At 52.6% G+C, this 25,142-nt stretch carries 22 protein-coding genes; 7 read left to right on the plus strand and 15 right to left on the minus strand.

The window, feature by feature from the left end; all coding sequences use genetic code 11:
- Both KBY68_RS03690 and KBY68_RS03695 read left to right on the plus strand, forming a co-directional pair.
- The gene (locus KBY68_RS03690) at positions 1 to 1,089 is read left to right on the plus strand and encodes a type IV pilus twitching motility protein PilT (RefSeq protein WP_255095925.1); all 1,089 of its coding nucleotides are present in this window, start codon (positions 1 to 3) and stop codon (positions 1,087 to 1,089) included.
- On the plus strand, positions 1,089 to 2,324 hold the full coding sequence (locus KBY68_RS03695; protein ID WP_255095926.1) for a type II secretion system F family protein: 1,236 nt from the start codon (positions 1,089 to 1,091) through the stop codon (positions 2,322 to 2,324). The genes KBY68_RS03690 and KBY68_RS03695 overlap by 1 nt, the downstream gene beginning before the upstream one ends.
- Here KBY68_RS03695 and KBY68_RS03700 read toward each other — a convergent pair whose 3' ends face one another.
- The 3 genes from KBY68_RS03700 to msrB are packed head-to-tail and all read right to left on the minus strand — an operon-like array spanning position 2,325 to position 6,062.
- Complete coding sequence (locus tag KBY68_RS03700) at positions 2,325 to 4,349, minus strand: acyltransferase family protein (protein ID WP_255095927.1); 2,025 nt, start codon at positions 4,347 to 4,349, stop codon at positions 2,325 to 2,327.
- Entirely contained in the window at positions 4,346 to 5,587 is a 1,242-nt protein-coding gene (locus tag KBY68_RS03705) for a BaiN/RdsA family NAD(P)/FAD-dependent oxidoreductase (RefSeq protein WP_255095928.1), read from the minus strand. Before KBY68_RS03705 ends, KBY68_RS03700 begins: the two co-directional genes overlap by 4 nt.
- Entirely contained in the window at positions 5,580 to 6,062 is a 483-nt protein-coding gene (gene msrB / locus KBY68_RS03710) for a peptide-methionine (R)-S-oxide reductase MsrB (RefSeq protein ID WP_255095929.1), read from the minus strand. The genes KBY68_RS03705 and msrB overlap by 8 nt, the downstream gene beginning before the upstream one ends.
- A gap of 37 nt (positions 6,063 to 6,099) precedes the next feature.
- On the opposite strand from msrB, the gene dusA reads away from it, so the two are divergent.
- On the plus strand, positions 6,100 to 7,107 hold the full coding sequence (gene dusA / locus KBY68_RS03715; RefSeq protein ID WP_106499066.1) for a tRNA dihydrouridine(20/20a) synthase DusA: 1,008 nt from the start codon (positions 6,100 to 6,102) through the stop codon (positions 7,105 to 7,107).
- A gap of 36 nt (positions 7,108 to 7,143) precedes the next feature.
- A complete protein-coding gene (gene mscL, locus KBY68_RS03720) occupies positions 7,144 to 7,551 on the plus strand; it encodes a large conductance mechanosensitive channel protein MscL (RefSeq protein WP_255095930.1) in 408 nt (135 codons plus the stop codon).
- A 13-nt stretch (positions 7,552 to 7,564) separates the two neighbouring features.
- Here mscL and KBY68_RS03725 read toward each other — a convergent pair whose 3' ends face one another.
- The 7 genes from KBY68_RS03725 to KBY68_RS03755 form a co-directional block, all read right to left on the minus strand.
- Positions 7,565 to 8,227 (minus strand): RNA recognition motif domain-containing protein, encoded by a 663-nt coding sequence (locus KBY68_RS03725; protein ID WP_255095931.1) that lies wholly within the window; start codon positions 8,225 to 8,227, stop codon positions 7,565 to 7,567.
- 101 nt (positions 8,228 to 8,328) lie between these two features.
- A complete protein-coding gene (gene argH, locus KBY68_RS03730; protein WP_255095932.1) occupies positions 8,329 to 9,729 on the minus strand; it encodes an argininosuccinate lyase in 1,401 nt (466 codons plus the stop codon).
- 20 nt (positions 9,730 to 9,749) lie between these two features.
- On the minus strand, positions 9,750 to 11,123 hold the full coding sequence (locus KBY68_RS03735; RefSeq protein ID WP_106499070.1) for a PP2C family protein-serine/threonine phosphatase: 1,374 nt from the start codon (positions 11,121 to 11,123) through the stop codon (positions 9,750 to 9,752).
- Positions 11,124 to 11,151: 28 nt separating this feature from the next.
- Positions 11,152 to 12,477, minus strand: coding sequence for a signal recognition particle-docking protein FtsY (gene ftsY / locus KBY68_RS03740; protein ID WP_255095933.1), 1,326 nt, complete (start codon positions 12,475 to 12,477; stop codon positions 11,152 to 11,154).
- A gap of 2 nt (positions 12,478 to 12,479) precedes the next feature.
- On the minus strand, positions 12,480 to 13,091 hold the full coding sequence (gene nusB / locus KBY68_RS03745) for a transcription antitermination factor NusB (protein ID WP_106499072.1): 612 nt from the start codon (positions 13,089 to 13,091) through the stop codon (positions 12,480 to 12,482).
- Between the two features lie 5 nt (positions 13,092 to 13,096).
- A complete protein-coding gene (locus KBY68_RS03750) occupies positions 13,097 to 13,840 on the minus strand; it encodes a DUF502 domain-containing protein (RefSeq protein ID WP_106499073.1) in 744 nt (247 codons plus the stop codon).
- Between the two features lie 49 nt (positions 13,841 to 13,889).
- Positions 13,890 to 14,540 (minus strand): HpsJ family protein, encoded by a 651-nt coding sequence (locus KBY68_RS03755; RefSeq protein ID WP_106499074.1) that lies wholly within the window; start codon positions 14,538 to 14,540, stop codon positions 13,890 to 13,892.
- 37 nt (positions 14,541 to 14,577) lie between these two features.
- On the opposite strand from KBY68_RS03755, the gene queG reads away from it, so the two are divergent.
- From queG to KBY68_RS03770, 3 genes are read left to right on the plus strand one after another with little or no spacing between them, the layout of a single operon-like run.
- A complete protein-coding gene (gene queG, locus KBY68_RS03760; RefSeq protein ID WP_241536976.1) occupies positions 14,578 to 15,480 on the plus strand; it encodes a tRNA epoxyqueuosine(34) reductase QueG in 903 nt (300 codons plus the stop codon).
- 15 nt (positions 15,481 to 15,495) lie between these two features.
- Positions 15,496 to 16,371 (plus strand): tetratricopeptide repeat protein, encoded by an 876-nt coding sequence (locus KBY68_RS03765; RefSeq protein ID WP_255095934.1) that lies wholly within the window; start codon positions 15,496 to 15,498, stop codon positions 16,369 to 16,371.
- A 50-nt stretch (positions 16,372 to 16,421) separates the two neighbouring features.
- On the plus strand, positions 16,422 to 18,890 hold the full coding sequence (locus KBY68_RS03770) for a DNA gyrase/topoisomerase IV subunit A (RefSeq protein ID WP_255095935.1): 2,469 nt from the start codon (positions 16,422 to 16,424) through the stop codon (positions 18,888 to 18,890).
- Here the strand turns inward: KBY68_RS03770 and KBY68_RS03775 are convergent.
- The 5 genes from KBY68_RS03775 to dnaN are packed head-to-tail and all read right to left on the minus strand — an operon-like array spanning position 18,885 to position 24,901.
- Positions 18,885 to 19,262, minus strand: coding sequence for an SH3 domain-containing protein (locus KBY68_RS03775; RefSeq protein WP_255095936.1), 378 nt, complete (start codon positions 19,260 to 19,262; stop codon positions 18,885 to 18,887). The two genes, KBY68_RS03770 and KBY68_RS03775, sit on opposite strands and share 6 nt — an antisense overlap.
- A 29-nt stretch (positions 19,263 to 19,291) precedes the next feature.
- A complete protein-coding gene (gene purF / locus KBY68_RS03780; protein ID WP_255096000.1) occupies positions 19,292 to 20,725 on the minus strand; it encodes an amidophosphoribosyltransferase in 1,434 nt (477 codons plus the stop codon).
- A gap of 42 nt (positions 20,726 to 20,767) precedes the next feature.
- Positions 20,768 to 23,095: a phosphoribosylformylglycinamidine synthase subunit PurL gene (gene purL, locus KBY68_RS03785; protein ID WP_255095937.1), complete on the minus strand. Its 2,328-nt coding sequence runs from the start codon at positions 23,093 to 23,095 to the stop codon at positions 20,768 to 20,770.
- Complete coding sequence (locus KBY68_RS03790) at positions 23,092 to 23,763, minus strand: RNA methyltransferase (protein ID WP_255095938.1); 672 nt, start codon at positions 23,761 to 23,763, stop codon at positions 23,092 to 23,094. The genes purL and KBY68_RS03790 overlap by 4 nt, the downstream gene beginning before the upstream one ends.
- 1 nt (position 23,764) lies before the next feature.
- Positions 23,765 to 24,901: a DNA polymerase III subunit beta gene (gene dnaN, locus KBY68_RS03795; RefSeq protein WP_106499081.1), complete on the minus strand. Its 1,137-nt coding sequence runs from the start codon at positions 24,899 to 24,901 to the stop codon at positions 23,765 to 23,767.
- Positions 24,902 to 25,142 lie beyond the last annotated feature (241 nt).

Raw genomic sequence — 25,142 nt, forward strand, 5'->3', positions numbered from 1 at the left:
ATGGCTACAACCCTTGATCCACTACTGAATGATTGGCTGCTACGGCTGCTTGCTGGTGGCGGCAGCGATCTACATCTATCCGCCAATGCACCCCCCTACGGCCGTTTTAATGGCTCGCTGGCAAAGATGGCAGAAACCAGCCTTAACAGGGTTCAAACAAGGCATTTGATTTGTTCTTTACTCACAACTAATCAAATAGAACAGCTCGAAAAAAACCTGGAACTAGATTGCGCCTATGAATTAAACGGCGCCGGTAGATTCCGACTAAATGTATTTAAAGAGAAGGGTTGCTATGCAGCCTGCCTGAGGGCCTTGGGTGATCAAATCCCAAGTTTTGAACAACTGGGGCTTCCCGCTGCGCTGCAGCAAATAAGCAAACGTCCAAATGGATTGGTGTTGGTTACTGGCCCAACGGGCTCGGGAAAAAGTAGCACCCTAGCGGCCCTATTAGAGTATATAAATCAAAATCAAGCAAGCCACATTATCACCATAGAAGATCCCATTGAATTTGTTTATAACTCTGCAAAAAGCTTAATTCATCAGCGTCAGCTTGGTGAGGATACCCACAGTTTTACAAATGCCCTCAGAGCTGCATTAAGGGAGGATCCAGATGTGATATTAGTTGGTGAATTAAGGGATCTAGAAACAATTCAATTGGCAATTAGTGCCGCCGAAACTGGTCATTTGGTATTTGCAACCCTCCACACCAGCTCCGCAGCCCAAACGGTAGATCGCCTGGTTGATGTATTTCCGGCAGACCAGCAAAGCCAGATTCGCATGCAACTAAGCAGCAGCCTAGTGGCTGTTTTTGCCCAAAACCTATGCAGAGCAGTCGAGCCCCAAAATGGCTGTTTTGGCAGGGTGATCGCCCAAGAAATTATGCTAAAAACCCCTGCCATTGCCAATTTAATCCGCGAGGCTAAAACAGCCCAAATATATTCACAACTGCAAACTGGCAATCAATATGGCATGCAAACAATGGAGCAATCGCTTGCGAATCTAGTAAATAGCGGCAAGATTAGCCAGCAAGAGGCATTAAGGAAAACAAATAAATCAGCGGAATTAGAATATTTAATTGGGGGCAACTAATGGCTCCCAAAATATTTATTTGTAGCCATCGCAGCCGCCAAGGCACTGAGCAGATTATTAAAATTAAAGCTAATAACGAATCAGCTGCCAAAAGAATTTTAAGGCAGCGGGGTATCCTAGCTTTTGCAATCAAAGAAAGCCTGGCTGAAAGCAAGCATTCAGCAAAGCAGCCGGGCTTTAAATTAAATTTTGAGAAGCGCCCAGGGGTTAGGGAGAAGGCATTATTTGCAAATAAATTAGCAGCTTTGGTTGGCGCAGGGCTGCCGATTATTCGCAGCCTTGATTTAATTACTAAACAACAAAAACAACCACTATTTAAAAGGGCCTTATTAAACGTTTCCCTCAACGTGAATGAGGGGAACTCCCTTGGCGGCAGCCTTAGGCAATGGCCCCAAGTATTTGATCCTTTGATCGTAACAATGGTGGAGGCTGGCGAAGCCGGTGGGTTGCTGGAGGAGGTTTTAAAGCGCTTGGCAATGCTGCTGGAAAATAATGCAAAATTGCAAAACCAAATTCGCGGCGCCTTGGCTTATCCGATAACTGTGCTGATAATTGCTCTGCTGGTATTTCTTGGCATGACAATATTTCTAATACCCACATTTGCAGATATCTTTAAAGAATTGGGTGCTGAACTACCTGCATTTACCGTATTGATGCTTAATTTTAGTGTGCTGTTGCGCTCGCCATTTGCGATTATATTTATGGCGCCAGTAATTGCTGGTTATTTTATATTGCGTCGCAGCCACGCAACCCCAGAAGGGCGGCTAAAAATCGATGGCTTTTTACTGCAATTACCGATCTTTGGAGAGCTGATTCAAAAAACGGATACCGCCCAGTTTTGTAGAACATTTAGCAGCCTTAGCAGGGCGGGTGTGCCGATACTAATGGGCCTTAAAATAGTTGCCGATAGTGTTGGTAATCGGGTACTTGCCAACGGGCTGGTTGCGGCGCGCCTAGGGGTGCAAGATGGCATTAGCTTAAGCCAAGCCCTCGGCCGTAGCCACTTATTCCCATCCCTTGCAATCAGTTTAATTGCTATCGGAGAGGAAACAGGTGAAATGGACGTGATGCTTTCCAAGGTTGCAGATTTTTATGAGGATGAAATCGCCATAGCTGTAAAAACAATTACCACAATGTTGGAGCCAATGATGATTGTTGTTGTTGGCGCGATCGTGGGCTCAATTTTATTAGCTATGTACTTACCAATGTTTAGTGTATTTAATAAAATTGCTTAGTTAGGGGCTCCTGAATTGCGGCTGTTTTAGCAACCAACTACCCAGGGCGGCGCTGCCATAACCACTGAGGTGGTCATGGTCGGCATAGAGGGGCAGTGTGCCGCGCCAATTGCTACAGGTTTTAGCATCACAAAATAAATTTATTGGATCAATTATTTGCAAACCTGGTAAACGCTTTTGCAAGCGCTTTAGGCGTTCTAGGGCAGGTGCCCGATCGCTTTCAAAATCGGCACGCCTTTGGCTGCAATCCAGCTTGAGCTGTTGCTGCCAACCAAGGCATTGTTTACCAAGCACGTTGTAAACAGGCCAGGGGGCAAGCAAGCCAACCAGCACGCCACTGGCTTGCAATCCACGCAAGGCTGGCTCTAGGTGTGAACCCATCACGGGAGTGTTTGGGTTTACGTAACTTGCCACCTGCAACCGAGGCGAAAGGCGCGGCAAGCGCAAACTTGGCAGCAATAGGCGATCGCCAGGCTTAGCCAGCCGTTTCACCAATGCAAGCGATTGGGCCTCATAAACGGAGCAGCGGCCTGGATCAAAGCTGTAGGAAAGCAATGAACAACCGCCCATTCCCGGCGGTGTTACAACAAAACCCACCAGGCCCGGCTTCGCTGCCACCAAGCTGCGCACCGCTGCCAGCAACGACCCGGCATGGGAATCACCCACCACAAATAAATGGCGGCGTTCTTCAGCAATGGCTTTGCCCGTTGCCTGCACCATGGTGAGCTGCAGGGCCATCCCAGGCGCCAATTGCTCAATTTGGCTAGCGGTTAGGGCAGAAGCAATTGCATCATTACTGGAAACATCCGCCGGCAATAGTTGTTGAATTGGCCTTGGATCATTGGCTGTCCAGGCATATTCTGAAAAAGTGGCCAAACCCAAAGGGGCCCGCAGCCGTTGCGCCTGGCTATCAAATAAAGCCAAACCAACTAAACCAAAGCCCCCCAACAAACCCAATCGAGCCAGGGAAGCACTCCTGCTCCAACCCAGTTCCACAAAGCGATAGGAAAACCAGGTGAGTAGGGCAGTTGCAAGCAAAGCAACGGGCAACCAAAACCCAGATTGGCTGCCAAATAAATAACGGGCAAACACAATGCAAGGCCAGTGATAAAGGTAGAGCGAATAGGAAACAGCACCCAAGGCCTGCAACCCATTGGATTGGGCCAAAACTGCCAAGGGCGTTCCAGCGCCAAAGCCAAGCAAAACAGCACTGGCCAGCACCGGTAGAACCACACCTGGCATTGGGTAGGAGCCTTTATTGGAAAGCAAAGCAAAACTGAGCAACAGCAATAAAAGGGCAAAAACTTGAATCAAACCGGCAAACTTTTTAAATTTGGCCAACAACCGCTTAAACCTGCTCGTTACTCCCGCCAAAGCAAGCAGCACACCTGTGGCCAGCTCCCAAAAGCGACTAAGTGGTGATAGATAGGCCCGCTCCGCTGCAACTTGCGACCAGTGCCAGGCCAGCAAAAAAGAAGCAAACCAAAGCGCTCCTGCTGCAAGCCAAAAGTGCCAACGGCGCTCAGTTCGAACAAAAGGCAGAAATATCAGCGGAAAAATTAAATAAAATTGCTCTTCAATTCCCAAAGACCAAGTATGCAGATAAGGATTTAAATACTCATCTGGGCTAAAATAATTTGTTTGCTGCGATATGAGCTTTAAATTGGATACCCCCAATAAACCAGTGATCGAATAGCCGTAAAAGCTATGGAACAAGCGCTTGTCGTAAATCAAATAACTAATGGCTGCAATAATCAAAAGAGCAACCAATAACGGTGGCATTATTCGCCGCAAACGCCGTTTAAAATAATCACTGAAACCCATTTCCCTATCTGGATCTTTAGCTTGCCTCGCAAGCAATGCATAGGTAACTACATATCCCGAGATAACAAAAAATAGATCCACACCGCCGTAGCCACCAGGCAGTAAATCAGGGAATAAATGAAAAATGAGCACCGCCAGCACCGCCACACCACGCAGGGCTTGAATATCTGCGCGAAATGGCAACCTATGGCCTTGAATCATTGCTTAAAGCCCGCCGCGATCGCCCCGCCTGCAATCCAGCCACTACTCCAACAGTGTTGAAAATTAAAACCACCTGTTACCCCATCTATATCCATTATTTCACCGGCAAAAAACAAACCTGGTTGTTTACGGCTCTCCATTTTAGCTAGATTTATTTCAGCTAGATCCACACCACCAGCAGTTACAAACTCCTCACCAAATGGCCCCCTGCCCAGCACTGAATAAACACTGCGTTGCAATATCTGTTGCAGCCGTTGTTCCCCCTGGCGAGATAACTCAGCCCAAGGCATGGCTGCATCTAGCTGGGCTTGATTAAGCAGGGCTAACCAAAGCCGTTTTTTAATAGCTAGCAACAGTTCAGGCCTGCCATTAGCCAATTGCTTACGGGCTAAATCCAAGCGCGCCTGGCGCAATTGTTGCTGCAGGATTTGCGGATCAGCGCCTGCAGTCCAATCAACACGCAATTCAGCTCGATATTGATTTTGATGCAGGGCCCTGGCGGCAAAAGCGGTTAGCCGCAACAGGGCCGGGCCGCTTAAACCCCAATGGGTAATCAGCACCGTGCCCCGTTGACGAAAAATTTCAGCGCCCACATGCAATTCCAGCGGCACCAACCCCTGGGATACCCCAGCCAGCTCCCTTAAAAATTTGCCATCCAAGCGCAGGGTAAAAAGCGACGGCACCGGCGCTATCACCCGGTGGCCTAGGGCCTGGGCCAATTGCCGGCCGCTGGGGTGTCCGCCGGTGGCAAGCAGCAATTTGGCGCAATGAAGCGGCTGCCCTAATCCCCGCCCCTTCAAGGCAAAACCACCAGAGGCCAGGGGCTGCACCGCCTGCAGTGCCCTTTGGCTGTGCAGTTCTACGCCAACGGCTTCAGCCCTGCGGCGCAGGGCATCAACAACCGTGGCTGAACTGTTGCTTGTGGGAAACATGCGGCCATCGGCCTCTTCGTGTAAGTCCACCCCCCGCTCACTAAACCAAGCCACTGCATCACCAGCAGCAAAGCGACTAAACGGACCCCGCAGCGGCTTTTCACCCCTGGGATAGTTAGCCACCAATTCCGCTGGATCCCAGCAGGCGTGGGTGAGGTTGCAGCGGCCGCCGCCGCTTATCCGCACCTTGGCCAAGGGTTCAGCTGTGGCTTCCCAGATCTGAACCTGCTGCAAACCTGCCTCAGCGGCTGTGATGGCCGCCATAAAACCGGCGGCACCACCACCTGCCACCACCAGCTCAGGCATCGGCCTTAAAAGTTAGGGCCACGCCGTTATTGCAATAGCGCTTACCGGTGGGTTTTGGACCATCGTTAAATACATGGCCTTGGTGGCCCCCACAACGGCGGCAATGGTATTCAGTGCGGGGCACGATCAATTTGAAATCCACTTCCGTATCCACTGCTTTTTGCAGCGGCGCCCAAAAACTGGGCCAACCGGTGCCGCTATCAAATTTTGTAGCACTGGAAAATAGGGGCAATGCACAGCCGGCACAGAGATAGGTGCCCTTGCGTTTTTCTGCATTCAAGGGGCTGCTGAATGGTGCTTCGGTTCCTGCTTGGCGCAAAACCTTAAAAGCACTGGCGGATAAACGCTCTCGCCATTGGGCTGGGCTTAGTTGCCAGGCGGGATCAACGACGGCGGAGGCGGCAGTTGGTCGCCAAAGCCCCATGAAGGCGGCAGCCAGGGCCTGAAGCAAAGATCGACGTTGCCAATTGGCCATTTTCAATAAATTGCACATCAAGCTGCAGCATGGGGTAGTGACCCCCTCAAGCGCCACTCCTAACCAGCACCCCGCCCACCGGTTCAGTGTGGCGCCAATGCTGGATTACACCGATCGTCACTTTCGAGTGTTGATTCGGCAGGTGAGCCGCCATGCGCTGCTCTATTCAGAAATGGTGGTGGCCCAGGCCCTGCACCATGGCGATAAGAGCAAACTGCTCAGCTTTGATCCGATTGAGAAACCCCTGGCTCTGCAATTGGGTGGCGACAGCCCTGAGCTGTTAGCTGCCGCTGCCGAATGGGCCCAGAAATGGGACTACAGCGAGGTAAACCTAAATGTGGGCTGCCCCAGCGCCAAGGTGCAACAGGGACGATTTGGCGCTTGTTTGATGGCGGATCCCAAGCGGGTGGCTGATTGTGTGTCCGCCATGGCTGAAGCCTCTGGTTTACCGATCACGGTGAAACATCGCATTGGCATTGATAACCACGACAGCTATGCCGAACTACTCAATTTCGTAGATACCGTGGCTGCGGCTGGCTGCCAACGCTTCATTGTTCATGCCCGTAAAGCTTGGTTGGAGGGCCTTGATCCAAAACAAAACCGCACCGTGCCACCTTTGCGCTACGACCTTGTGCAAAAACTGAAACAAGATCGTTCTGATTTGATCTTGGAACTAAACGGTGGTTTAGAAAGTTTGGAAAGCTGCCAAACACATCTGCTTTGGGCCGATGGGGTAATGGTGGGCCGGGCGGCATACCACCACCCTTTGCAGTGGAACAGGGTGGATCAAGAGGTTTTCAACGACCTCGAAGCAATGCCAGCTCGAGCATCAACGGTATTGCGGGGCATATTGCCCCACGCGGAACGCTGGTGCGCAAGCGGCGGCAAACTCTGGCCGATTGCCCGCCATTTAGTGCATTTAGTTGAAGGTGTTAGTGGCGCGCGCCATTGGCGCCGAGGCCTTGTGGAAGCGGCCGCTAAAGCAAACGCTGGCCCACAGGTGTTGGAAAAAGCCTGCCTTCAATTAGAAGAGCGGGGTTTGTAGATAGCTGCTAAACAAGGTTGTTCGAAAAAATTTTTGATGGCACGCCTCAGAGCTGGCAAGGAAAATGCCGGCAGTTTCATGCGGGATTTTCGGAATTTCCTGCAACAGGGCAACGTGGTAGACCTTGCAGTTGCTGTGGTTATTGGCGGCGCCTTCGGCAAGGTGGTGGATGCCCTAGTGAGTTTTGTGATGGGGCAATTGCTCACGCCAACATTGAAATCACTGGGTATTGATCAAATCAATCAATGGCCCGCCGGTAATTTTTTGGTGGCATTGATCAATTTTGTTGTGATCAGCTTTGTTGTGTTTTCAATAATCCGCACAATGCAAAGCATGAAACGCCAAGAAGCTGCCGCCAAGCCAGAAGCAACTCCCGATCCCCAGCTGTTGCTAGCAGAAGCAGCCCAGCGGCTTGCCAAAGCATTGGAAAGCCGCCAGATCTAACTCAGATTTAGGGTTAACCCTCAGCGCCGCCGTAATCGCCCCAATCTTCACTGGGTGCTGGGCTGGAGGGGCGATCCCCTCCGCGACGGCGGCGGCTACGGCCATCATCGAAACCATCACGGCTGGGTTCACCCCCACCAAAGTCAGGGGACGGAGCACCCCAGGTATCTGCGGCAGGAGCTGGGGCTGGAGCTGAATCACGGTTGCTGTAGCTGCGATCTTCCCAACCGCGGGCACCGGAGCTGCGCTCACCGCCGCCGCCTCCGTAACCGCCGCCGCCGCCATAGCCACCACCGCCGCCACGGCTTGGTGCTCCGTAACCACCGCCGCCGCCGCCATAGCCACCACCGCCGCCACGGCTTGGTGCTCCATAACCGCCACCGCCGCCGCCATAGCCACCACGGCCGCCACCACCGCCGCCGCCGCCGCCGCCACTGCGGGGTTCAGCTTTATTGATGCGCAGGGGGCGACCCATCAGCTCAGTGCCCTGCAATGCTTCGATGGCACGCTCCTCAGCAGCGTCGTCTGCCATCTCCACAAAGGCAAAGCCTCTTTTGCGTCCGGTGTCCCTTTCCAAAGGAAGGGAACAGTTGCTTACCTCGCCATAGGTGGCGAAGAGTTCAATGATGTCCTCCTGTTCCGCGCGGAAGGGGAGGTTGCCGACAAAAATGCTCACTGGCCGTAGGGGACCGAATGGACCGTTGAATGGACTCGGGGAACCCACAAAAGTGGGAACACGGGAAATCTAAACCGGCAAGTGCCTGCTTATCGATGTCGTTAAGAACACATCAATACACTTCTCCAGTGATTGAGCTGACCCTGCACCTGGGTAAAGCCCGTACCACCTTCACTTACCCGGGCAGCCACCACCTCCCGATGGGCAATCGCTGCATAAATGCTTTGCTCAAAGGCTGGATGCAGGGATTGCCAGCGCTCTAAAGGCAACTCCGCCAGTAACAGGCCCTCCTCCAGGCAGGTTTTCACTAGCCCGCCCACCAGTTGATATGCCTCCCGGAAAGGCACACCTTTGTTAACCAAATAATCGGCCACATCGGTGGCATTGGAGAAATCACTGGCCACCGCCCGCTCCATCCGATCCACTCGAAAACTGATCCCCTCCTCCAGCAGGATCGCCATCGCCTCCAAACAAGCCTCTGTGGTGCGAACCGTGTCAAACAAAGCTTCTTTGTCTTCTTGAAAGTCTTTGTTGTAGGCGAGGGGCAGGCCTTTGATCATGGTGAGCAAGCCCTGTAGATGACCAAACACCCGACCGCATTTACCACGCACCAACTCGGGCACATCGGGGTTTTTTTTCTGGGGCATCAAGCTGCTACCGGTGGCGCAACGGTCTGTGAGGTGAACAAAACCGAATTCCTCACTAGCCCAAAAAATCACCTCTTCACTAAGCCGACTCAAATGGGCCATCACCAAGGCCGCCGCCGCGCTGAATTCAACGGCGAAGTCGCGGTCGCTCACCGCATCCAAACTATTGGCATAAATGCTTTCAAAACCCAATTCCGCCGCTGTTTGACGCCGATCAATCGCTAGGGGAGTGCCCGCTAAAGCAGCGGCACCAAGGGGGCAGATATTGACCCTTTTACGCACATCAAGCAGGCGTAAACGATCCCGTTCCAACATCTCCACATAGGCCAGAAGATGGTGGGCCAAGGAAAGGGGCTGGGCCCTTTGCAAATGGGTATAGCCCGGGATCAGGGTGTGCAGATGCCCATCTGCCAACTGAAATAAGGCCCGTTGCAAACGCTGCAGGCTGGGTTCAAGGCCATCGATGCGTTGGCGTAACCAAAGGCGAATATCGGTGCCCACTTGATCATTACGGCTACGCCCGGTGTGCAATTTTTTGCCTAGTGGGCCAAGCAATTCGATCAATCGCCTTTCCACAGCGAAGTGAACGTCTTCACACTCGAGGCCGGGCAGAAAGCTGCCCGCCGCCGCCTCTTGGCGCACTGTTTCCAGGCCAGCAATCAGTTGCTCGCTTTCTGCTTCGCTGATCAAACCGCAGCGGCCGAGCATGCGGGCATGGGCAACAGAACCATCCAGGTCTTGTTGCAGCAGGGCGATATCAAAACCGATCGAAGCATTAAATCGTTCGATCGCAGGATGCAAACCCTGCTCAAAACGATTGCTCCAGCTAGTGCCTTCACTGTTAGTTGCACCCATTTAGCCTGGCCCGCAGGATTTCACAGGCTAGGTAACACCACTTCCTCTTTCACCTTAAGTACCACCACCGAGGCATCGTCTTCCAATTGGCGGCCAGCACCAACAAAACGATCCAAGCGGGCAAACAACTGATCCAAAATTTCTTGGGCGCCCACCCCCAACTTGCAAATCGCCAACAGGGCCCTCATCAAACGTTCCTCATCAAAGCGATCACCGCCAATGCCACTGGCCTCCGTTACACCATCTGTGTAAAAAAGCAGCACATCGCCGGGCTCAAGCTGCACCTGCTCACAGCCGTAGTCGGCATCGGCTTGCAAACCAATCAACAAACCAGGGGCATCTAAACGCTCCACCGAATGGCCCTGACGGCGCCAAATCAAAGGCGGATTATGGGCAGCATTGCTAAAACGCAGCAATCTTGTGCGGGGATCGTATTCAGAATAAAAAAGGGTTACGAAACGATTGGAATGGGCTAAATCTTCCTGGGCCAGTTGATTTAGGTCGTGGAGAATTTGATCTGGGGCTAAACCGGTTAACACCTCAGCTCGCAACATTCCCCGCAGCAAAGTCATTAATAAACCAGCAGGAATTCCCTTTCCCATCACATCACCCATCACTAAAGCCCAGCGCCCCTGCTCCCTTCTTTTGCCAGTTAGCTGCGGTTTTGTGGGGATAAAATCGTAATAATCACCTCCCACCTGAAATGCGGGCCGGCAGCGGGCAGCCAATTCAACCCCTTCAATAACAGGGCAGCGATCGGGTAAAAGTTGCGCTTGGATTTCTCCGCCGATGCTCAGCTGTTGATCAACACGTTGGTGTTGCCGCATCTGCTCCAATAGCAATTCATTTTCAATTGCCACTGCAGTTTGATCAGCCACCAATTGCACATGGCGGCGACGAACCTCACTCCATGAGTATTGCGGATCACTGCTAAATACATACAAACGACCCCTTTGACGATTTTTTGCCACCACGGAAGTGCCAAAAAGTTGCACATCACCCAATTGTCTGCGCACTAATTGATCAAGCCTGGAAGCCATCAATTCATCACCGGCTTCGCGATCCAAATCCTTGTCTTGCAGCCCCGCCAGCATCCGCAGTAGTTCAGCGCAGCGGCTGGAAGCGGAACCATGCAACTGTTCCCGCCACAGGGAACCATCGCTGCGCAAAGTGAGCAATATTGCCCCTTCAGCCTCCACTAGGCGGCACGTGAGCAGCGGTACCAACTCCAAAAAACGGCTCAGGTTGGTAAAACTACGCAGGGCAAAACCAAGTGATGCCAATAGCTCTTGATTTCGCCTTTGCTCCCGGTTGAGGCTATCGATCAGCTGCCGCAAAGAAGCCGCAGGGGTAATCGCGCTAACTGATCGGTGGGTAGGCGGCTGAGCGCCCATGGGGCTGCCGCAGGGGGCCCTAAGTTAGCTAGTTACGGGCAAGTAAGGCTTCAACAAACTCAAAGCTATTGAAAGGCCTCAAATCTTTAATCCCTTCACCGGCCCCGATAAAACGAATCGGCAGGCCAGTTTCAGCTGCCACGGCAAGGGCAACACCACCGCGGGCACTGCCATCGAGTTTTGTGAGCACCACCCCTGTGAGCTGCGCAGCAGCGGCAAAGGCCATCGCCTGGCGCAAACCGTTTTGGCCTTGGCTGGCATCAAGCACCAGTAACGATTCAACCTTGGCTTCTGGTGCCAGGCGATCGATGATGCGCCGCACCTTTGCCAGTTCTTCCATCAAGTTGTGTTTGGTTTGCAATCTTCCTGCCGTGTCAACAAGCAGCAGTTCAATGTTTTTTGATCGCGCTGCACCGATGGCATCAAACACAACAGCGGCGGGATCAGCATTGGCGGAAGGGTTAGCGATCACAGTTACCCCACTGCGTTCTGCCCACACCTGCAATTGCTGCACCGCAGCAGCCCTGAAGGTGTCCCCTGCTGCCACCAGGCAGCTGTAACCGCTGCGCACAGCCAAATTGGCAAGTTTGCCCAAAGTTGTGGTTTTACCAACTCCATTCACACCAACTATCAACCAAATATTCAACTGATTTTTATCTGGTGCCAACAGGGGTAATACGCCTTTATTACTAAGCGGTTTTTCAAGTTGTTCACGCAATTCCTGCTTGAGCAAACCCAGGGCTTCTGTGGCATCAAGCACGCCTTCATTCATTCTTTTGCGCAGGCGATCAAGGGACTGATCGGTGCTTTCAACACCCACATCAGCGCGCAGTAACAGGCTTTCGATTTCCTCTAAAGACTTTTCTGATAGGGGGTCATCACCAAGATTTTCAAGCAGCTGTGTAACAAAACCCTGGCGGGTTTTTTCCATGCCGGCCCGCAACTTAGCCAGCCAATCAATCTCCTCGATAGATACTTGAGCCGCTGATCTTCCCTGGGCTGCAAGCACCTCTGCCGACCAGAGAAAATCGGCATCCAATTGGCCTAATTCAGGTTCTGCTGGCGGCGCTTCTTGGGCCAAACTTGCCAGCCGTTCCTCACGCTTAGCCGCTGCCTGCTCTAGCAGCGAAACAACAGGTTTTTGTTCTTCTAATTTTGGTTCTTCTGTGGGTTTTGGTTCTTCAACAATTTCAACTTCTTTAACAGCTTCTACTTTTTCAACAGTCTCTACTTCAGGTTGGCTGCCTTGCTGTTGGGCCTTGAGGCGGGCGTAGGCCTCCTTTGCCCAAGCCAAGGCATCTTCTGCAGCCTCCGCCTCTGGGGTGGGACGTTGGAACCAGTCAAATTCAGACATCGTTAGCTAGCCAATTCAGTGGAGGCAGTGATGTATCGCCGCAGCACCCCATTGATCTTGCGCCTACCGGCCTCATCGCTGTAGCGATTGGCTAATTCAACAGCCTCATTAATGGCCACAGCTGTTGGTGTTTGAAAAGCTTCAATTTCCACCACCGCCAACCTGAGGATGTCTTGATCGATGCGGGGCAAACGGGTTAGGCGCCAACCCTCCATTACCGCATCAATGCGGCTATCGAGGGATGGCTGAGCTGCAAATACGGCCTTGGAGCGCTCAAGGGCCCATAGCCTGATGTCTTGTTGATCGGCAAGCAACAACAAGCGCGGAAATTCCAAACTGGCTGATAGCCGGTTCAAAACCTGCTCTGCAGATTCCAAACTCCGATTCAAATGTTGGCGCACCCTATCGTTTTCGCCTTCGCTTAATTCACTATCAAGCAAAGCCTGTTGGGCCTGCTGCAATTGATCTGCCGATTGATCTAGGGCCTCCCTCAGATGACTGTTAAGCGATGTGAGCGCTTGGGCTAAAAGTTGTTCACAACTACTGGGGGTTCGATCCGCTTTTTGACCAAGAATCAACAGGGCCAGTTCCCTGGCAATCGAACGGTTCTGCATCAACTTCAGGGCTTGGGGGGACCCGGCAGGGGGGAGGGCCGCAATTGGGCTAGCAGGCTAGAGAAACTGCGATTAACCGGGCTATCACGGTCATCAGGGCTAACGATGCCCGCCGAAATGATTGTTCTAAATGCATCTTCAACACTTAGATCAATGTCCCTCACGGCGGTTTCAGGTACCACCGTGTACCAACCGGTGGTGGGATTTGGTGCTGTTGGTATGAACACACTCAACATCGGCTGATTAAAACCAGCGGCCATCGATGCCCCCAAAACTCCTGTAACAAAGCCGAGGGAATACAAACCTTCACGGGGATATTCCACCAACACCACCCTGCGAAAACGGGTGCTGTTATCACGCAGCACCGTTTCCAGAATCTGTTTAAGCGTTTTATAAACAGATCCCGCCAATGGAATCCGAGCCAGGGTGCCCTCGCCGTAATCCAACAACCAACGGCCAACAATATTGCGGGCCATCAAACCGATTAAAAGAATGCCCAGTAGGGGCACCAATAAACCAGCCAGCAGATTGATCAGTTCCTGCAGGAAGGGATTAAGGGTATTGAAAGGGTTGAATTGTTTCGGCACCGAGGTGAGGAAACTCACCACAAAACGGGTCACCAAAGTGGATAACCAAATCGTGGTTGCCAGGGGAATCACCACCAGCAAACCCGCGATCAGGTCGTTCTTGAGGTCTTGTTGCAACCGCACATTTACGGGCGGTTCTGGTCTGGGGCGGGTCTGCACCAAGGGAGTTGAGCAGCAAGTCGCTAATGCAACTTAGCCACAGGGGCGCCCCTTAGAGGATTGCAGCCATTGCAACCGCCGCTGTAGCTAAAGCCAACAGCAATGCCACACCAGTGCCGCTGAAACGCCTTTGGCCAAGGGTTAACGATCTAGCCCGCTCCGCTTGCTGCACCTGTTGTTTCAGCTGACCCAAGCGGCCATCAATAAACCGTTTTGCCTGGCCACTGGCCAGCTCATCACTCAGGTTTGGATCCAATTGACCCGCCTGGCGCAGCTGACCCACCAGGGCTTCAATCAATTGAGGGTTGTTGCTTTCCGCCTGGGCTCGCTCCAATTCCATTTGTTTTTGACTCACCGCCTGATCAGCCTGTTTCTGCAGGATTGCGTTGCCACTGATCGTTACTGGCACTGCCACCAAAAGCGATAGGGCCAAGGCGATGCCCACCCCAAACACCGTCCAGCGCAGGGGGCTGCGCAGCTGCTGCGGTTGATCCAGGCGCGAACCCACCAACATCAAGAGCAAACCCACCAAAGCCATGGGGGAACCCTTGATCAGGGTGTCTACCACCAATTGACTGAAAGCCTCTTCGCCCCAGGCATTGGCACTAAGCACCGCCAGCAGTTCTAAAGCGAGCACCAGCACCAGCACACCGCCGATCCAGCGCAACAAACCAGATAAACGGGAAGGGGAAAGCTCAGGCACGGCACAATAAAGATGCGGCGCAACTGTAGGAGTGCCGGTGAATCTTGCCGACCAGTTGAAACAACAGGCCCTTGCCCAGGGATTTGCCGTAGCTGGGGTGGCGTCCACATCAGCTGGGGGGCGGATGCCACTGCGCACCGCTGCGCTTGAGCGCTGGCTCGCCGCCGGTTACCAGGCGGATATGGCCTGGATGAACAATCCCAAACGTCTTGCGGTGCAGCAACTACTGCCGGGGGTGCGCAGCCTTTTGGCGGTGGGCCTCAACTACTACGTGGATCAACAACAGGGGGTTGGTGTGGCCCGCATCGCCCGCTATGGCTGGGGTAGGGACTATCACCGGCTGATCGAGCAACGCTTAAAACGCTTGGGCCGCTGGTTGGAGCTGCAGCAACCCGATAGCCGTTGGCGCGTTTGTGTTGATACGGCACCGCTACTTGATAAAGCTTGGGCTGAAGAGGCAGGTATCGGTTGGATTGGTAAAAACGGCAATTTGATCAGCCAAAGCCATGGTTCCTGGTTGCTGCTGGGCCATCTGCTCACCACTTGCGAATTAACACCAGATGCCCCAGCAATCCCCCTCTGTGGCAGCTGCAACGACTGTTTGCCGGCCTGCCCCACTGGCGCCATAGCGGAACCATTTGTGGTGGATAGCCGCCGTTGCATTGCTTTTCACAGCATTGAAAACCGGGATGACACATTGCCATTACCGCTCCATGGCTGGGTTGCCGGTTGTGATTTGTGCCAGGAGGTTTGCCCATGGAATAAACACCATGCCAAAGCAAGCACTGATCCAGAACTACAACCACGCAACTGGATCCTGCAAAGCAAACCGCAGGAACTAAAAGAATGGGATGACAATCAGTGGGATGAAGCGCTGCGGAGCTCGGCCCTAAGGCGAATCAAACCGCAAATGTGGCGCCGCAACCTAGGCTGCCTCTGAGATTCGCTGATCACCATGGGTCGCAGGCTGCTGGCTTTAATGGCGGCCGCTGCATGTTTGCTAGCGGCTCCCGCCCAGGCGCTTGTGCCCTATGTGTTTGTGCCAAGCGCTAAGGAACTAGGCAAAGCCGGTTTGGGTATTGCTGGTGCCGCTGCCGGGCTTCTGCAGATGGGCCAGGTGGAGGAGGGTCGCAAATTGGCCCGCCTTGCCGTGCAGGTTCTACCAAACGACCCCAGGGCCTGGCTAGTGCTTGCCGAAGCGGAACTGCGCAGCAGCCGTAAGGGCGAAAAAAACAACAAGGCCTATGAAGCCCTGGCACGGGCAAAGCAGTTAGATCCCAATAATCCTGGTGTTTGGTTTGCAGAGGGCTCCTTAAACCTGCGTAACAACAAACCGGAGGAAGCCCAAAAGCTATTGCGGGAGGGCCTGCGTTTGGATCCAAACAATCCAGGTGCCTACTTCGATTTAGGCAATGCCCAAATCCAGCTAAAGGAATTAAATCCAGCCTTGGCCTCGTTTGAAAAAGCAGCCGGGCTGCGCAAGGGATTTTGGGAAGCGGTTAACAACCAAGCGATCGTGTTGTTTGAACAGGGACGCACCGCAGAAGCCGTGGGCCGCTGGCGTAAGGCCCTAGAGATCAGCTCCGATGCAGCTGAACCCAGCCTTGCCTTAGCTGCTGCCCTTTATTCAGAGGGGAAAACCTCCACAGACACCATCACCTTGGCCACACAGGCGCTTGTGAAGGAACCGGACTATGTGCTGGATGCATATCAAAAAGATCAGCTTTGGGGCGCCAAATTGCGGCAGGCCACCCAGGTGCTGTTCCGCGATGAAAGGTTGCGGGGTTCTGTGGATAGGGCCATGGGGATGGCCGGTTTTAAGGACGAGTGAATTCGCTATCTGTAGGCTGAGCCCCTTCCCTTCGCATTAGCCCATTCCGCATGGCGGACGAGCGCATCGTTCCGATTGCCCTGCATCAAGAGATGCAGCGTTCGTATCTCGAATACGCGATGAGCGTGATCGTGGGCAGGGCCCTGCCGGATGTGCGCGATGGGCTTAAACCCGTACAACGGCGGATTTTATTTGCCATGTATGAGCTGGGGCTAACCCCAGATCGGCCCTATCGCAAATGCGCAAGGGTGGTGGGTGATGTGCTCGGTAAATACCACCCCCATGGCGATCAAGCCGTTTACGACGCCCTAGTGCGGCTGGTACAAACCTTTGCCAGCCGCCACCCACTGCTGGATGGTCACGGCAATTTCGGTTCGGTAGACGACGATCCAGCGGCGGCGATGCGCTACACGGAAACCCGTTTATCGCCGCTTTCCCATGGGGGAATGCTGGATGAAATCGGCAGCGACACCGTTGATTTTGCCAACAATTTCGATGGTTCCCAGCAGGAACCAACGGTTTTACCCGCCCAATTGCCTTTCCTGCTGCTCAATGGCTGCAGTGGCATTGCCGTGGGAATGGCCACGAGCATTCCGCCCCACAATCTTGGCGAAGTGGTAGATGGCCTTATTGCTTTGCTGCGCAACCCGGAGCTAAGCGATCAAAAATTACTCGAATTAATTCCCGGGCCTGATTTCCCAACGGGCGGTGTGGTGCTAACCGGTTCCGGGGTGCGGGACACCTACCTGCAGGGCCGTGGGAGCATTCCAATGCGTGGGGTAGCCCACATTGAGGAAACACAACCGGGAAAAGGCCGCCATAAACGGGGGGCGGTTGTGATAACTGAACTGCCATATCAATTAAGCAAAGCCGGATGGATTGAAAAACTGGCGGAACAAGTAAATGAAGGCAAGATCACCGGCATCGCCGATATCCGCGATGAGAGTGATCGGGAAGGTATGCGGGTGGTGGTGGAACTAAGGCGGGATGCAAATGCTGAACAGGTTATGGCTGAATTACATAAACGCACAGCCTTACAAAGTAATTTTGGTGCCATCATGTTGGCCCTGGTGCATGGCAAACCGCAACAGCTCAGTTTGCGGCAGTTATTAGAGCAATTTTTAGAATATCGCGAACTAACAATGGTGCGGCGCACCCGCTATGCCCTTAAGCGTTGCGAAGATCGTTTAGAGGTGGTTGAAGGTTTAATCAAGGCACTTAATGTTTTGCGCGAAGTGATTGAAATGATTCAATCAGCGCGAGATAGCGCCAGTGCAAAAGCTAGTTTACAGGTGCAACTTGATTTAACTGAAAGGCAAGCGGAAGCCGTATTGGCAATGCCCTTAAGGCGTTTAACAGGGCTTGAACAGGAGAGCTTACGCAAAGAGCTTGAGGAGTTGCGCCAGGAGCAAAAAGAATTGCGCCACCTGCTAGATGATCGGCCTACATTATTAGATACTTTGGTTAAAGAGTTAAAGCAACTTCGCAAACAATTTGCCACGCCAAGGCGCACGCGTTTACAGGAAGGCGGCGACGACCTGGTGGCGCAAAGGGCAGCAGCCCAAAGGCCAAATGCGGAAGCGCAAAGATTGCATGCCCTGGCTGCCATCAGTAGCGACAACCGCCTGTTACTACAAAGTGACGGCCTGTTGCGGATCGCCAGCCCCCAAAGCCTTGGCAAATTGCACCTGAGTGAACCGCTGCCTTTTGGGGACCATGGCGCCCATGGCCAATTGATCATGGCTGTTCAGCCTGCTCCCACCTTGCTGGCCTTCACCAGCGGCGGCCGCGTGGCGGCATTGCGTTGGGAATTTGCAGCACAACAACCGGGGCCGATTGAAAAATTCCTACCAGAAAGTGTTGATGGTCAAGGGGAGAAAGTAGTTGAGGTTTTAGTATTACCCCCAGAAGATATCAACTTCTCCATTGGTTTGTTAAGTAGTGATGGCCGCTTTAAAAGAATTGCAGCTGAAGAATTCAGGGAACTATCTGGGCGGGCAACAACAGTTCTAAAATTAAAAGATGGTGTGGTGTTAGAACGGGCTGTTATATGTAAAGAAACTGATAATTTAATTGTTGCCAGTAGCACCGGACGCAGTTTGCGGCTTCCCATAGATGAAAACAATGTTCCCCTGATGGGTCGCACTGCCCAAGGACCCACATTGATGAGGTTGCTGCCGGGCGAAACGATTGTTGGCGCTGCCGTTACTGCTGCCGATGCAGAGGTTTTATTAATTAGTGCGCTGGGGCAATTAAAAAAATTAGCAGTTTCAAATCTGCGCCTTTGTCAAAGGGGGGATCTAGGCGAAATAGCCCTAAGATTTAGCAACCGTAATGATCAATTAGTAGATCTAAGGGCCTGTGATGTGGAGTTGGTTGCCGTTGAAACACAAACGGGCAGTATCAGGTTGCAAACCGATAGCCTATTAGCAGAAGATAGCCGTGGCACCGGTTTAAACCTAGAATTACCAAAAACTGAAAAAGTTACTAGGCTATTGCCCCTAAATAATCAATTATGAGCAAACATGCCCCGAGGGGATAAATCCCTCAGCACCCCCTGCATTAACTAAACTCCACTCTTGCCCCAACTGATTAAATTGTCTTCTTATTAATTGCAACGGTGTTCCATTGGGCAAAGTTGTTATTACTGGAAAGCGTTGATTTGGCCCAACCCTAAGCGAAACCTGAAAATCAGCATTGCAAACGTTTGCAGGGCTGCCATAGAAAGGCACGCCGTAGGTTGGAGATACGTATACGGGACCTCCATAGCCTGGCTCCACATAGAAAGGCTGGGCAGCCAGATGCTGTGGGGATAGAAAAACAGCAAAACCAAAGCCAGCCAAAGTTAATTTAATTGCTTTTACTGGAGAAAAATTAATACTTGTTTTCATTTGGTCCTCCCCTTACAGGTCATTTTTGGTTAACCCACCGATTGTACTGGAACTGGTGCTTCCAGCATTAGTTTGCGCTCACGCAGCTCTTCTTCAACCGCAATCGGATAATTACCATCAAAACAAGCGGTGCAAAAATTCTGCGCCTGTTCTTGGGCGCATTGCAGCATTCCTTCTTTACTTAAATAGGCCAACGAATCAACACCAAGATGTTTTGTTATTTCTTCTATTTCTAAGCGAGCAGCAATAAGCTGGTCTTGTGAATCAGTATCAATTCCATAAAAACAGGGATGGGTTACTGGTGGGGAACTAATCCGCATATGCACTTCCCTTGCCCCCGCTTCCCTGAATGCTTGAACTAATTTACGGCTTGTGGTACCGCGAACAATAGAATCATCAACTACAACAATACGCTGGCCTTCTATAACATCTTGCAAAGGATTTAGCTTAACGCGAATTCCAGCCTCTCGCATTGCTTGTGTGGGTTGAATAAAAGTTCTACCAACATATCTATTCTTGATCAAACCGTCGCCAAAAGGAATGCCACTACTCTGAGAAAAGCCAATCGCAGCAGGAATTCCTGAATCCGGCACACCGATAACTAAATCTGCTTCCACCGGTGATTCCTGGGCTAAACGCTGGCCGATGCGTTTGCGGTAGCTGTATAAAGATTCTCCAAAAAATCTACTATCTGGCCTCGCAAAATAAATCAATTCAAATACACATAATTTTGGTGTTTCTTCACACCATCTACTCCGAAATGGATGTGCTTCGCCGAGCCTAAATCGCACTAATTCTCCCGGTGCAACATCATCATTAAAACGGGCACCAACAATATCTAAACCACAGGTTTCACTACTAATTACCCAGGCGCCAGCGCCAGGTTCCCCCAGGTGGCCAAACACCAATGGCCGCAGGCCATGGCCATCCCGCAGGGCGTAGAGCGCATCCGGGGTGCTGATTGCAAGGCTGAAGGCACCTTTGCATTTCAAAGCTGCTGCTTTTATTGCCTCATCCCAGGCCAAACCAGCATTTACGGCCTGCTGCAAAGCAAAGGCGATTAATTCGGTATCACTGCTGCTTTTAATACTCAAACCATCGGCTGCTAATTGATCCCGTAATTGCACCGTATTAACTAAATTACCGTTGTGGGCCAAGGCAAATGGCCCAAGCCGGGTCATAAAAACCAAGGGTTGGGCATTGCAAACCCTTGAACTGCCGGTGGTGGAATAACGGGTGTGACCCACCGCCCGATCACCAAGCATCAACTCGAGCACATTTTGATCAAATACCTGGCTCACAAGGCCCATGTCTTTATGGAGCCGCACCTTGTCGCCATCAAATACAGCGATACCTGCCGACTCCTGGCCCCGATGTTGGAGGGCATAAAGGCCGAAATAACAAAGGCTTGCCACCTGTTCACCGGGGGCCAACACGGCGAATACGCCGCAGGCTTCCTCCATCCGATCCGGTTTTTCGGCCAAGGGATTGGTCTTCACGGATGCTTAACCAGTGTGCCCGAGCAAGCGCCGCGGCAGGGCTTCTTGATAGGCCTTGCTTAGGCAATTCAGCTCTAATTCGAAAATTTCCTCTTGGCCTATGTGCAGTTGCAGCAGCTCGTTTGCCTGCACCAAACCAATTTGTTGGTAAGGAAATCCACGGGCCTGGCTCAGGGCAATAAAAGCAGCCAATTCAGCAGCAGGAACTGTTACCAACACCCTTGCTCCCCCTTCCCCAAATAAAAGACGCTGTAACGGCAGTTCAGAACTTGCCAGCTTTAATTGGGCGCCACACCCAGCAGCCATCGCCATTTCAGCAACTGCCACCAGGAAACCACCATCGGAAAGGTCGTGGGCGGCACTAACCAAGCCAGCGGCGATCGCCGCCCTCAACATCTCTTGTAACTGCATTTCAAGGCCTAAATCAGGCCGCGGTGGCCTGCCCGTGCAAAGGCCATGAACCACCTGCAGGTAACTGCTGCCGCCTAAACCAATGCGATCATCCGTAGCTTCGCTGTTGAGGGCTAAACCAAGCAACAGCAAATGGTCACCATCAGCAGCTAGTTGCGGTTTTGGCCATGCCAAACCCACCAAACGATCCAAGCGTTCCACTAAACCAACCATGCCCACCACTGGGGTTGGTTGGATTGGCTGCACCGTGCCATCGGGCAGACGGGTGTTGTTGTAGAGGGAAACGTTGCCGCCCGTAACCGGCGTATCAAGGATGCGACAGGCCTCGGCAATCCCCCTGCAGGCCATGGCCAATTGCCAATAGCCGGTTGGGGTTTCCGGTGAGGGGAAATTGAGATTATCGGTAACTGCAATCGGTTCTGCGCCAACGCAACTGAGATTGCGGGCCGCTTCCGCCACCGCTGCCATCCCACCCCTTTCCGGGTCTAGGGCCACCCAGCGATTCGGACAATCCAAGGTGGCTGCCACCCCCCTTTCACTGGCCTTAGCTCCCTCCTGGTAACGCAAGCGCAACACCGCTGCATCAGCGCCGCCAGGGGGCACCACTGTGTTTGCTTGAACTTGATGGTCGTATTGCCGCCACACCCATTTCTTGCTGGCAATGGTTGGGTCATCAAGCAATTGCAGCAACACTGGCCCCACCTGATCTGCGGCAAGGGCACTAAGGCTGCTTTCCTGCCACTGCCAATGGGCCTGGATATCAGCTGGCGGTTCGCTGATTAAATCCCGCTTGTTTATTGGGGTGTCTTCTGCCAAGGCGCGGGATGGCACCTCAGCTGCCACTTCACCGTGTTGCAACACCCTCACCACCTCTTCCTGCAGCACCTTGCCCACCACTGCCGCCTGTAATCCCCAACGGCGAAACAGCTCCATTAGCTCTTCCTCCTTGCCCGCTTGCACCACAAACAACATCCGTTCCTGGGATTCAGACAGGAGGAAGTCGTAGGCGGTCATGCCCGTTTCACGGGCTGGCACCAAATCAAGGTTCAATTCAATTCCTAAATTGCCCTTGGCTGCCATCTCGGCGCAGCTGCAGGTGAGTCCAGCTGCACCCATGTCTTGGGCGGCAACCACCACTCCACTTTTAAAAGCCTCGAGGCAAGCTTCGATTAAACCTTTTTCTAAAAATGGATCGCCCACCTGCACAGCAGGGCGATCATCAATAGAGGCTTCACTCAATTCGGCACTGGCAAAACTAGCGCCACCCATGCCATCACGGCCGGTGGTGCTACCCACATAAACCACAGGATTACCAACGCCACTGGCCCCAGATCGCATGATTTCAGTGGTTTCCATTAACCCCAAAGCCATGGCATTAACGAGGGGATTACCGGAATAACTGGGATCAAATGCCACTTCACCACCAACTGTTGGCACGCCCACGCAATTGCCGTAATGGGCAATACCTGCCACCACACCTTCCATCAGCCCGGCATTACGTGGGACTTCAAGGGGGCCAAAGCGCAGGGCATTCAGCAGGGCTAGGGGCCTTGCGCCCATGGTGAAGATGTCCCGCAGGATGCCGCCAACACCTGTGGCCGCACCCTGGAATGGTTCAACGGCAGAGGGATGGTTGTGGCTTTCGATTTTGAAAGCCAGGCGAAAACCTTCACCCAAATCAACAACACCGGCATTTTCGCCAGGCCCCACCAAAATCCTTGGCCCCTCCGTGGGGAACTGCCGCAGCAAGGGCCTGGAATTGCGATAACAACAATGCTCCGACCACATCACCCCAAACATGCCGAGTTCAGCCCGGTTTGGTTCACGGCCTAAACGCCGCACAATTTCAGTGAAATCATCTTGGCTTAAACCCTCCTGCTTCAGCTGGGCTGCAAGGGTTTGATCCATAGCTGAATCATTCATATCCAGGGATCCTCATCCGTTTCAGGTTTCTTGGGGCGCCGGGGCTCATCATCCGCATAATCGCGCAGCCGATCACCCCACGAGCGCAGGCGATCTTCAAAACCATCAAATGAATCTGGCACTTGATCCCTAAATTGCCTTGTGCGCCGCAGCATCTGCTGGCGGATGCTGGCTTTTTCTAGGGGCAGATCATCCAACTCCTCCAATGCGGTGATTACCTGCCCCGATTGTTGATCTAATAAACGTTCGGGATCCAATCGCCAACGGCTTGTGCCAGGTAAACGGGGATCACTGCGAGCTACCAAGTAATGCAAAATCCTGCCGCTGCGCAGTTCAACAACGGCATCAACTAAACGGCCTAAACAGGTTTGTTGTTTACCTAATAATTCGGCATCTAAAAGGGTGGGCAACAAAGCCAAGGTTTCTTGATCAGTGCTGGCAGCTTCCCCCCGCACGATCACTTCAGCTTCTGCCATGGCTACCAGTTGATTTAAACGCCACACATTGCGCCTTGGGCCAAAGGCAGAGGGCCTGGTGCTCCAGCCCAAAAGCCGATGGCAAGGCGGATGCATCCATGCCATAAAACCGATGCCCAAGTCTGCGCCGGCTTCGTTGCGCACCCGAGCGCGAAGCAAACTGGAAATAGAAATATTTGCGAGGGCTGCCACTTCAGCTGCGAATCTGCACAGGCATTACCAAATAAGTGAAGGCCTGTTCCTCGGCATCACCATGCAAAATCGCTGGGCTAGTGGAGGTATTGAGTTTCAAACACACCTCTTGGGCTGCCATTGATTTCAAACCCTCCAACACATAGCGAACATTGAAAGCAAGCTCAATCGCTTCGCCTTCCATACGAATTGGTAAAGCTTCTGAGCCACTACCCACATCTTGGGCATCAGCGCTCAATAGCAATTCAGCAGTGCTGGGATCAGCGCTGAATTTCACCACATTGTTGTGCTGATCAGCAAGCACAGCAATCCTTTCAAGGGCAGCTAATAAAGGTTTGCGTTCAATGGTCAAACTGCGCTCAAAACTTTCCGGTATCAATTGACCATAATTTGGATATGTGCCATCCAAGCTACGGCTGGTGAGCACCTGATCAGCCCAAAGAAAAACCACCTGGCCGCGATCACAAAACAAGCTGATCGATTCTTCGCTAGGGCGAGCCGATAACAAACGCTCCAACTCCCTTAATGATCGAGCTGGCACGGTAACGGCAAAGGGTTCAGCGCCTTGTTCACCGCCGGCTTGATTGCGCCTAACGGCTAAACGATGGCCATCGGTAGCGGCAAATTCCAAGCCACCTTCCTCCACCTTGAGGTGGATGCCGGTGAGGATTTGTTTTGCTTCATCACTGCTGCTGGCAAACAAGGTGCTGCGTAAACCCTCCACCAGGGCAGCGCCGCTTAGGAGGATCGGCCGACCATTTTGAGCAAGGGGTAGATCCGGAAAATCTTCGGCGGTCATGCCGCGCATTTGATAACTGCCGGATAGGGCAGTGAGTTCAACCTGTTCTTCGCCATCAGGGCAAGAAAGGGTGATGGGCCCATCGGGGGGCAGGCGGCTAACGATATCGGTGAGCAACTTGGCGGGCAGGGTAATGGCACCACTGCCTTCAACCACTGCAGCAAAACTGGTTTGGATGCCCAGGCTCAGATCAAAACCGGTGAGACTGATGCGTCCTGCGGCGGCATCAGCTGTAACCAGCACATTTGCCAACACTGGATGGGTGGGGCGGCCGGCGATGGCACGGCTCACCAATTGCAGGCTGCTGTTGAGCTCTGTTTGGCTGCAAACCAACTTCATCCTTGGATGGTCGATTGAATTGCCCCCAAGCTTCCACACCCTTGGCCAAACCGCAACGCGGGTAATCCCTCTTCTATTAAAAGGATCAATGATCTAAGAAAGAAAAAATAACTAGTAGTAGTAGGGGCTGGGGAAAGCTTGGAAAAATTCTAAAACCATTGGCTGAACAAGCATTAACTGAATTTTGTGTTGGGGAATCAAATGCCCTTAATGGGGATAGAACAATGCTTTTCCACCCTTT

The sequence above is a fragment of the Synechococcus lacustris Maggiore-St4-Slac genome, from assembly GCF_024345595.1.
In the GTDB taxonomy this organism is placed as follows: domain Bacteria; phylum Cyanobacteriota; class Cyanobacteriia; order PCC-6307; family Cyanobiaceae; genus Synechococcus_D; species Synechococcus_D lacustris.

What these genes read in the sequence shown, in the direction of transcription:
- argH (WP_255095932.1), bottom strand. Translation starts at nt 9,729, where the DNA reads ATGGGTGCAACTAACAGTGAAGGCACTAGCTGGAGCAATCGTTTTGAG.
- KBY68_RS03770 (WP_255095935.1), top strand. Translation starts at nt 16,422, where the DNA reads ATGGCGGACGAGCGCATCGTTCCGATTGCCCTGCATCAAGAGATGCAG.
- KBY68_RS03735 (WP_106499070.1), bottom strand. Translation starts at nt 11,123, where the DNA reads ATGGGCGCTCAGCCGCCTACCCACCGATCAGTTAGCGCGATTACCCCT.
- KBY68_RS03695 (WP_255095926.1), top strand. Translation starts at nt 1,089, where the DNA reads ATGGCTCCCAAAATATTTATTTGTAGCCATCGCAGCCGCCAAGGCACT.
- KBY68_RS03690 (WP_255095925.1), top strand. Translation starts at nt 1, where the DNA reads ATGGCTACAACCCTTGATCCACTACTGAATGATTGGCTGCTACGGCTG.
- KBY68_RS03775 (WP_255095936.1), bottom strand. Translation starts at nt 19,262, where the DNA reads ATGAAAACAAGTATTAATTTTTCTCCAGTAAAAGCAATTAAATTAACT.
- ftsY (WP_255095933.1), bottom strand. Translation starts at nt 12,477, where the DNA reads ATGTCTGAATTTGACTGGTTCCAACGTCCCACCCCAGAGGCGGAGGCT.
- KBY68_RS03705 (WP_255095928.1), bottom strand. Translation starts at nt 5,587, where the DNA reads ATGCCTGAGCTGGTGGTGGCAGGTGGTGGTGCCGCCGGTTTTATGGCG.
- KBY68_RS03700 (WP_255095927.1), bottom strand. Translation starts at nt 4,349, where the DNA reads ATGATTCAAGGCCATAGGTTGCCATTTCGCGCAGATATTCAAGCCCTG.
- dnaN (WP_106499081.1), bottom strand. Translation starts at nt 24,901, where the DNA reads ATGAAGTTGGTTTGCAGCCAAACAGAGCTCAACAGCAGCCTGCAATTG.
- mscL (WP_255095930.1), top strand. Translation starts at nt 7,144, where the DNA reads ATGGCACGCCTCAGAGCTGGCAAGGAAAATGCCGGCAGTTTCATGCGG.
- purL (WP_255095937.1), bottom strand. Translation starts at nt 23,095, where the DNA reads ATGAATGATTCAGCTATGGATCAAACCCTTGCAGCCCAGCTGAAGCAG.
- nusB (WP_106499072.1), bottom strand. Translation starts at nt 13,091, where the DNA reads ATGCAGAACCGTTCGATTGCCAGGGAACTGGCCCTGTTGATTCTTGGT.
- purF (WP_255096000.1), bottom strand. Translation starts at nt 20,725, where the DNA reads ATGGAGGAAGCCTGCGGCGTATTCGCCGTGTTGGCCCCCGGTGAACAG.
- msrB (WP_255095929.1), bottom strand. Translation starts at nt 6,062, where the DNA reads ATGGCCAATTGGCAACGTCGATCTTTGCTTCAGGCCCTGGCTGCCGCC.
- KBY68_RS03765 (WP_255095934.1), top strand. Translation starts at nt 15,496, where the DNA reads ATGGGTCGCAGGCTGCTGGCTTTAATGGCGGCCGCTGCATGTTTGCTA.